1 protein-coding gene is annotated in these 1,249 nt (G+C 32.6%); it reads left to right on the plus strand.

All coding sequences use genetic code 11. The features are described 5' to 3' along the window. Positions 1 to 116: 116 nt before the first annotated feature. On the plus strand, positions 117 to 1,249 hold a 1,133-nt coding region (locus CLLU_RS18490), incomplete at its 3' end, for an ISLre2 family transposase (protein ID WP_106011218.1).

The raw sequence follows: 1,249 nt of genomic DNA on the forward strand, positions 1-1,249 counted from the left end.
TTAGTGTAAAATTACTGTAGGGTTATTTGAGATAAGAAATGGAAAAAGAGACTTTCCTCTGATAATATATTAAGTAAGCAAAAACAAAATATACAAAGAAAGAAGGAAAGTCTCTTATGGATAATATTATACAGGATTTTTGTGAAAATAGCATTAAAAAATTGTTTACATTACTTGGTGAGGAATTGAGAAATAGAGGTAACTTTTCTAATTTTGTATTGAAATTAAAAAAGGAACTTGATGTCCTTGGTGTTGAAATATGTAAAATTGCTCTTGAATCAGCCGATGAGGCTGTGAGATTGGAGCCAAACCGTAAAGCTGAGTGGATAGTTGACAGAAAAGATTTTAAAACTTTATTGACAGTGTTTGGCGAAGTTAAATATCGGAGGACTTATTATAGATCTAAAAGTACAGGGAAGCATAAATATCTGTCAGATGAGTTTCTAGGAATAAGCTCACATGACAGAATAGATATGTCGTTAAAAGCCAGACTTGTAGATAAAGCTGTAGATACTGCCTACAGCAGGAGTGGAAAAGAAGCTGTTGAATCTGCTGAATTGTCTTCTCAAACTGTAATGAATACCATAAGGGAAATAAAAAATATACCCAACTTGACCAAAAGGGATCTGGCAGAGAAAGAGCAAGGTGAAAAAATAAAAGTTAAGTATCTGTATATAGAGGCAGATGAGGGCCATGTATCACTCCAAGATGGAGGATATGTTGAACCACACCTTATATATGTTCATGAAGGCTCTGAATTGATTTCAAAGCACAGAAACAAATTAAAAAATATAAAGTATTTTTCTGGAATATATGCAAATAGTGAGGAACTGTGGCTTGAAGTAGTTGATTATATTTATAATAAATATAATATTGAAAGCATAGACAAGATATTTATTTCAGGTGATGGTGCAAGATGGATAAAGGAAGGGTTGGGTTGGATCCCTAAAGGTGTATATTTACTTGATAGATTTCATCTTAGTAAATATATTATGGGAGCAACGGCGCAGAACCACAAATATAGACCTGATTTATGGAAGAACATAAATACATGTAACTTGAAGGGATTGGAAAAAACTTTTAAGGATTTGATTTCAGATACTGAAAATGAGAATAAGGTTAAAGAGATAAAAGAATGCAGGAAATATATAAATAATAACTGGGAAGGTATTGTTAACTATTATAACTATGACAAAGTTACAGGCTGCAGTGCAGAAGGTCATGTAAGCCATATCCTATCGGATAGACT

This window comes from Clostridium luticellarii, assembly GCF_002995845.1.
Lineage (GTDB): Bacteria > Bacillota > Clostridia > Clostridiales > Clostridiaceae > Clostridium_B > Clostridium_B luticellarii.